Here is a 7,667-nt window from a genome sequence, read left to right as displayed (position 1 = left end):
TTAGCGAAATAACCATTCCTTGCTCGATTGCGTGCTATTTCTCTGGAAATGGTTGAGGGTGAGCGATTTAGCCTCCAGGCGATATAACGTTTAGAAAAACCTTCACGTAACAATGTAGAAATCTGATATCTTTCTTCTTGAGTAAGATGAGTATAGTTCATGATGCAACTTTGACTTTGGTCGGTCGGAAGCAAAATGCTAGCTCATCTTGCTTCCTTCCAATAATTTAATCTCTGTTGCACTTCATTTGAGAATCCAAGCATATTATGGAAAAATCGGCTTAAGCAGGATTCGGATGAGTAAGTAAAAAAAATATAAAAAAACCTCCTATTTGGAGGCCCTTTTAAATCAAATAGATTAAAACTGCGGTTTAACTACCACTAAAATCACCACCGCAAATAGAATCAGTGTTGGCATTTCATTAAAGTAACGCCAGAACTTATGTGATTTATAATGCGCATCGACCATCAGTTTTTTACGGTAATAGCCGCAGACAAAATGGTAAATCACCAGTAAACCGACTAAGCCAACTTTCAGGTAAAACCAGAGTGCTTCATGGTAATGCCGAGTTGCATCTCCCCAATCCACTAAAAAGTGCGCTGTAATCAGTGTTGCAACCATTGCAGGCCACATAATGCCGCGGTACAACTTGCGTTCCATAATCTGGAAGCGCTGATGACTCGTGACATCCTCACTCATCGCATGATAAACATATAAACGTGGCAAGTAGAACAAAGCGGCGAACCAGCAAACTACAGCAATAATATGTAATGCTTTTACCCACAAGAAAGCATCAGAAGGAGCATCCATCTATTCACCCTTTTAAGGGCAGTGTGGCAGAAGTTGATCATCCGTTGCCGAATGATCAACAATTCTTAGCTTAGCCTTCCCATTTTTTGAAAACAAGACAGGCATTTACACCGCCAAAACCGAAACTGTTACTCATCACAGTATTCAATTTTGTGTCACGTTTTTCAAGCACGATATCAAATGGTTTTGCGCCTTCATCCAGTTCAGTCACGTTGATGTTTGGTGCAATAAAGTCATTTTGCATCATCAGAACCGAATAAATTGCTTCTTGAACACCGGCAGCACCCAGGCTGTGACCCGTCATTGACTTGGTTGAGCTCAGTGGAGGAACCTGACCTTCACCAAATGCACGTTCCATGGCTTTAAGTTCTGTGATGTCACCCGCTGGAGTAGAGGTACCATGCGTATTTACATAGTCAATTTTATCTACACCGTGTTGTTTTGCTTCTTCTAAAGCCAGAAGTACACAACGTGTTGCACCTTCACCGCTTGGCGCAACCATGTCTGCACCATCACTGTTTGCAGCATAGCCGACAACTTCAGCAAGGATTTTTGCACCACGTGCTTGCGCATGTTCAAGTGATTCAAGCACTACAAAACCGCCGCCACCCGCAATCACAAAACCGTCACGGTCAGCAGAATATGGACGAGAAGCTTTTTCTGGCGTGTCATTGTATTTAGAGCAAAGCGCACCCATGGCATCAAACAACAAGCTTTGTGACCAGTGATCTTCTTCACCGCCACCTGCCAGCATTAAATCTTGTTTGCCCAATTGAATCAGATTGTAAGCATAGCCAATTGCATCGGCAGAAGTCGCACATGCGCTGGTAATGGTATGCGCCACACCTTGTAATTTGAATGCAACACCAACGTTTGCTGTAATGGTATTGGTCATGTTACGAGGAACAAAGAAAGGACCAACTTTACGTGCACCTTTGGTTTGCAATAATTCGTTCATTTCAATAACAGAAGCAGTTGAACCACCACCTGAACCACCGGTAATACCGTAACGTGGGTTACCCGCTAGATCATCAACGTTTAAACCTGCATGTTCTACCGCAGCTAAAGCCGAGTTATAGGCATACATTGCACAAACACCCATAAAGCGTTTGAGTTTACGGTCAATATTGTCAAAGTTTTGTTCTGCTGCTGCACTCACGTGGCTTTTAAAATTGAGTTCAGCATAAGTCGGGTTAAAACGTGTTCCAGAAATACCGTTTTGCAAAGAATTTGTTACTTCTTCTAAAGAATTACCAATACATGAGTTAATGCCCATGCCAGTGATTACAACACGTTTCATCTACAGATCCCTTATATGGTAGTGGTTTGAGTAAATGCGGCTGAATGAACTGTTTGCCTCAAGCAAAACCCAGCGCCTTACTCATGTATTTCAATTACATTCATAATAGCAGAAAGGTTTTTGAATTCTTATGGCAAATATTATGCCTATTTCCCTCTGTATCTATTTGTGAAAATTCTCCGGTTTAATTAACTAAAAGATACATATTAAAATTGAGATAAACTTAGACTGTACCTAGTATTTATCAATAATTGTAAGAACTGAAAATGAGGATAAAGAATGACTGATATCAATAATAAACATTCGCATGGATTCTTCTCAAATGCCTTTGGAGTGGCTAAAAAGATCAGTGCAGCTGGAATGGATGTACTGAATCATGCCGCACCGAACGGTTTGACCAAGGTCATACTGCCCGTAAAAAATGGCAAGGTGGTTAATGGAGGTGCTCATCAATCAAGTACTTTTGAAGTCCAAAAATATGATAATCCTCAACAAATGCTGCGCCAGTACTTACCCGGTGTCTCGAAACAATTACTCGGTCATCAGTATGGTAAAGTGACGCGTATCGCCAATTTTGTTTCCCCACAATTTTCAGACAAAGTATCGGATTATTTTTTTGAGCAGCTGAATCAATTTACCTCAAATATAAGTTCAGTCGATGCAGTGCTGGATCAGGCTGGAGCAAAAGATTTACAAGAGCTGACCCAAGACGTGGACCGATCAAAGCGAATTAGTCAGGCTTTGGCAGAACAGAATAAATGGATTGCCTCTATCCAGGGGGCGGTAACCGGGGCCACTGGGGTGGTCGGTTCAGCGATTGATGTACCTTTGTCATTAGTCATGTCTTTGCGCATGATTTATCAGGTTGGCCGTGCCTATGGTTTTGAGCTAAATAAAGAGACAGAACAGGATATTGTCCAGTTTGTATTTAAACAAATTGATTTGGGGCAGATTGCTGAAAAGCAAAGTGTTTTGATGGCACTTAAAGCGCTATCTAATATGTTAAAAACACATGATATTTCTCAATTTCAACAAATGCTGGGTTCTAGTAATGATACTGCTTCGCTGAAAAAATGGTTAAGCAATGAAAACGGTGAAATGAAATGGGAGTGGTTGAATCATATTCCTAAAATTTCGATTATCAGCAAATTGACACCAGTCGCAGAAGCGGGCATTAGTGCAGCGTATAGCTGGAAACTGGTTGAAGATGTAAATCAGAAAGCGCAACAAATTTTTTCTCATGCCCGAAGTTACTTGCAACAACATCAAGGAGTAGAGTTATCCCCGATTGCGGCTTATGAAAAATCTTTGGCATTATTGGCTCAAGCAACGCCAAAATTATTGGAACATTTGTCTAAAGTTGATGATAAGTCAAGTGAGATTAAATTAGATCAGGATATTCAAATACCTGATAATAAAGCTATTTCTAGTGTTACCATCAAAAAGAAAACAGCAACCCGCGAAGTTGATGAAAACCGAAAGGATGAACAGGTTGAACAGGGTCTGGAAGCTTTAGCTGAGCAAATGGTTGAACCACATGAACAGGTTGAACCTCAAAAACCTGCTGTTCCTTTAGAAGATCCAGAATTGGATCAAGCTAAAGAACACTATGAGCCAGAACTTGAGGGAAGTGAAAGTGAAGAGAAATTAGAGCAATCTTCTAACGATACATCTGAAGCACAGGATGAAACTGCTCCAATAAAACGTAAAGTTACAAAAAAGAAATCCTAAAAGCTAGGCTTAAGCCTAGTAAATCCCTTACACCACCCTAATTATAAGGAAATGGTTGATATTTGATAGAGCATCGAATATTGACCATCTTTCTATCTTCGCTTACAATTGTGTGCCCTCAAAAAAGTAGTATTTTTTTGAGGCTTTTTATTAACGGGAGAATTGCCAAATGGCAACAACAAATCAGTTGATCCGTAAGGGTCGTACGACTTTGATTGAAAAATCAAAAGTTCCTGCGTTGAAGGCTTGTCCACAACGTCGTGGTGTTTGTACACGTGTTTACACTACTACACCTAAAAAACCTAACTCAGCAATGCGTAAAGTTTGCCGTGTTCGCTTAACTTCAGGTTTTGAAGTATCAAGCTACATCGGTGGTGAAGGCCATAACCTACAAGAGCACAGTGTTGTTCTTATCCGTGGTGGTCGTGTTAAAGACTTACCAGGTGTACGTTACCATACCGTTCGTGGTTCTTTAGACTGCGCTGGTGTTAAAGATCGTAACCAGTCTCGTTCTAAATACGGTACTAAACGTCCTAAGAAATAATCTTTTTAGATTAGCTTCTTAAGAACGTAGAACCGCAATCCTTTATCGTCTCGCTTGTCTGATTTCTGCATTTAATTTTGTAAAATTCAAGCGACGTGTAGTAAGGCCAGCGAACAGTACATGACACTTTGTACTCATGCTGGATAAACCTGAAGTGTCATATTTATAGGTGTTAAAATGCCAAGACGTCGCGTAGTTGCTGCCCGTGAAATCCTTCCGGATCCTAAGTTCGGCAGCCAAACAATCGCTAAGTTCATGAACCACGTAATGCAAGATGGTAAAAAATCTATTGCTGAAAGTATCGTTTACGGTGCTTTAGACCGCGTTCAAGAAAAATCTAAAGTAGATCCAGTTGAATTTTTCGAGACTACTCTTGAAAAAGTTCGTCCTATGGTCGAAGTAAAAGCACGCCGTGTTGGTGGTGCTACTTATCAAGTGCCTATGGAAGTACGCCCATCCCGTCGTACTGCCTTAGCTATGCGCTGGTTAGTAGACGCTGCTGCTAAGCGTTCTGAAAAAACTATGGCTTTACGTCTTGCTGGTGAGTTGCTTGATGCAGCTGAAGGTAAAGGTTCAGCGATTAAGAAACGTGAAGATGTGCATCGTATGGCTGAAGCCAACAAAGCCTTCTCTCACTACCGTTTCTAATAGGTTTAAAGACCTTAATCAGGAAGATGATAGGTCGGTTTACTGAACTATCGTCAAACACTTTAAGCTGCTGTTGCAGCTTAAAGTGTCCTGTTTTAAACAACAAATTTAGGAATGCAAGAAATCATGGCTCGTCAAACCCCAATTTCTCGTTACCGTAACATTGGTATTTCAGCACACATTGATGCTGGTAAAACCACGACTACTGAACGTATCTTGTTCTACACAGGTGTATCTCACAAAATTGGTGAAGTGCATGATGGTGCAGCAACAATGGACTGGATGGAACAAGAGCAAGAACGTGGTATTACCATTACTTCAGCTGCTACCACTTGTTTCTGGTCTGGTATGGGTAAACAATATCCAGAACACCGTGTAAACGTAATTGACACCCCAGGACACGTTGACTTCACAATCGAAGTTGAGCGTTCTATGCGTGTTCTTGACGGTGCATGTATGGTTTACTGTGCTGTAGGTGGTGTTCAACCTCAGTCAGAAACTGTATGGCGTCAAGCAAATAAATATAAAGTGCCTCGTTTGGCATTCGTGAACAAGATGGACCGTACTGGTGCAAACTTCTTCCGCGTTGTTGAACAAATGCGTACGCGTTTGGGTGCACACCCTGTACCTGTAGTTATCCCTGTTGGCGCTGAAGAAAACTTCACTGGCGTTATCGATTTGATCGAAATGAAACAGATCATTTGGGATGAAGCTTCTCAAGGTATGCAGTTCGAATACGGTGAAATCCCGGCCGATCTTCAAGAACTTGCTGAAGAATGGCGTACAAACATGGTTGAAGCTGCGGCTGAAGCATCTGAAGAATTGATGGATGAATACCTAAACAATGGCGATTTGACAAAAGAACAAATCGTTGCTGGTATTCGTGCTCAAACTTTGGCTTGCGAAATCCAACCAATGCTTTGTGGTACTGCATTCAAAAACAAAGGTGTTCAACGTATGTTGGATGCTGTGATTGATTTCTTGCCATCGCCTACAGAAGTTAAGCCTATCGAAGGTATTCTTGACGACAAAGCTGAAACTAAAGCGATTCGTGAAGCATCTGACGAAGCTCCGTTCTCTGCACTTGCGTTCAAAATCATGAACGACAAATTCGTAGGTAACTTAACTTTCGTACGTGTTTATTCTGGTGTGCTTAAACAAGGCGACCCAGTATACAACCCAGTGAAATCTAAACGTGAACGTATCGGCCGTATCGTGCAAATGCATGCGAACGAACGTCAAGACGTTGAAGAGATCCGCGCTGGTGACATCGCTGCATGTGTAGGTCTTAAAGACGTTACCACTGGTGATACACTTTGTGATGAGAAAAACATCATTACACTTGAGCGTATGGAATTCCCTGAGCCAGTAATTTCTTTAGCTGTAGAGCCTAAGACAAAAGCTGACCAAGAGAAAATGTCTATCGCACTTGGTCGCTTGGCTAAAGAAGATCCATCGTTCCGTGTTCGCACAGACGAAGAATCTGGTCAAACAATTATTGCTGGTATGGGTGAGCTTCACCTTGACATTCTTGTTGATCGTATGAAACGTGAATTTAACGTTGAAGCGAACATTGGTAAACCAATGGTTGCTTACCGCGAAACAATCAAAAAGACTGTTGAGCAAGAAGGTAAATTTGTACGTCAAACGGGTGGTAAAGGTAAATTCGGTCATGTATATGTTCGTTTAGAGCCTATGAATGTCGAAGAAGCTGGTAAAGAATACCTATTCGCTGAAGAAGTCGTAGGTGGTACTGTACCTAAAGAATTCTTTGGTGCGGTTGACAAAGGTATTCAAGAACGTATGAAGAATGGTGTATTGGCTGGTTACCCTGTTGTGGGTATCAAAGCGACATTATTCGATGGTTCTTACCATGATGTCGATTCTGATGAATTATCGTTCAAAATGGCGGGTTCTTATGCCTTCCGTGATGGTTTCATGAAAGCGGATCCAATCCTTCTTGAACCTATCATGAAAGTTGAAGTAGAAACTCCAGAAGACTACATGGGCGATATCATGGGTGACTTAAACCGTCGTCGCGGTATGGTTCAAGGTATGGACGATTTACCTGGTGGTACTAAAGCAATTAAAGCTGAAGTTCCATTGGCAGAGATGTTTGGTTACGCAACTTCTATGCGTTCTATGTCTCAAGGTCGTGCGACTTATTCTATGGAATTTGCAAAATATGCTGAAACTCCACGTAACGTGGCGGAAGGCATCATTTCTAAATTCCAATCTGGCGGTAAAAAAGGTGACGACGAGTAATCTTTCGATTACTATAAGCCCAAACTAATTCATAGTTAAAAACCAAGTGCTCATGCAGTAACCCTGCATGAGTAGTTATAAAAGGAAGCTCTCATGGCTAAGGCTAAGTTTGAACGTAATAAGCCACACGTAAACGTGGGTACAATTGGTCACGTCGACCATGGTAAAACAACTTTAACTGCTGCAATTGCAACGATTTGTGCAAAAACTTACGGCGGTGAAGCTAAAGATTACGCAGCAATTGACTCTGCACCAGAAGAAAAAGCGCGTGGTATTACCATTAATACTTCACACGTAGAATACGATTCTCCAACTCGTCACTACGCTCACGTAGACTGTCCAGGTCACGCCGATTATGTTAAAAACATG

The 7,667-nt window shown here is 41.5% G+C and carries 8 protein-coding genes; 5 read left to right on the top strand and 3 right to left on the bottom strand.

All coding sequences use genetic code 11. From position 1 onward, the window contains the following. From E0H89_RS16160 to E0H89_RS16150, 3 genes are all read right to left on the bottom strand, one after another. Positions 1-161: helix-turn-helix domain-containing protein (locus E0H89_RS16160; protein ID WP_205755871.1), on the bottom strand; the 161-nt coding region annotated here is incomplete at its 3' end. Positions 162-357: 196 nt separating this feature from the next. Then, the gene (hemJ, locus tag E0H89_RS16155) at positions 358-810 is read right to left on the bottom strand and encodes a protoporphyrinogen oxidase HemJ (RefSeq protein WP_131218527.1); all 453 of its coding nucleotides are present in this window, start codon (positions 808-810) and stop codon (positions 358-360) included. A gap of 70 nt (positions 811-880) precedes the next feature. Then, complete coding sequence (locus E0H89_RS16150; RefSeq protein WP_131218525.1) at positions 881-2,110, bottom strand: beta-ketoacyl-ACP synthase II; 1,230 nt, start codon at positions 2,108-2,110, stop codon at positions 881-883. Positions 2,111-2,389: 279 nt separating this feature from the next. Here E0H89_RS16150 and E0H89_RS16145 point away from each other — a divergent pair, with 279 nt between their 5' ends. From E0H89_RS16145 to E0H89_RS16125, 5 genes are all read left to right on the top strand, one after another. Continuing rightward, on the top strand, positions 2,390-3,841 hold the full coding sequence (locus tag E0H89_RS16145; protein ID WP_131218523.1) for an EcsC family protein: 1,452 nt from the start codon (positions 2,390-2,392) through the stop codon (positions 3,839-3,841). A 169-nt stretch (positions 3,842-4,010) separates the two neighbouring features. After that, positions 4,011-4,385, top strand: coding sequence for a 30S ribosomal protein S12 (gene rpsL / locus E0H89_RS16140; protein WP_004648013.1), 375 nt, complete (start codon positions 4,011-4,013; stop codon positions 4,383-4,385). Positions 4,386-4,562: 177 nt separating this feature from the next. Beyond that, positions 4,563-5,033 (top strand): 30S ribosomal protein S7, encoded by a 471-nt coding sequence (gene rpsG / locus E0H89_RS16135; protein WP_004648014.1) that lies wholly within the window; start codon positions 4,563-4,565, stop codon positions 5,031-5,033. A 126-nt stretch (positions 5,034-5,159) separates the two neighbouring features. Further along, the gene (fusA, locus tag E0H89_RS16130) at positions 5,160-7,298 is read left to right on the top strand and encodes an elongation factor G (RefSeq protein WP_131218521.1); all 2,139 of its coding nucleotides are present in this window, start codon (positions 5,160-5,162) and stop codon (positions 7,296-7,298) included. Positions 7,299-7,391: 93 nt separating this feature from the next. Beyond that, a partial coding sequence (locus E0H89_RS16125; protein ID WP_250697894.1) for a GTP-binding protein occupies positions 7,392-7,667 on the top strand: 276 nt, incomplete at its 3' end.

This window comes from Acinetobacter sp. ANC 3781, from assembly GCF_004331285.1.
In the GTDB taxonomy this organism is placed as follows: domain Bacteria; phylum Pseudomonadota; class Gammaproteobacteria; order Pseudomonadales; family Moraxellaceae; genus Acinetobacter.
Note: the sequence above shows the minus strand (reverse complement) of the source record. Positions and strands in the feature narration are given on the sequence as shown.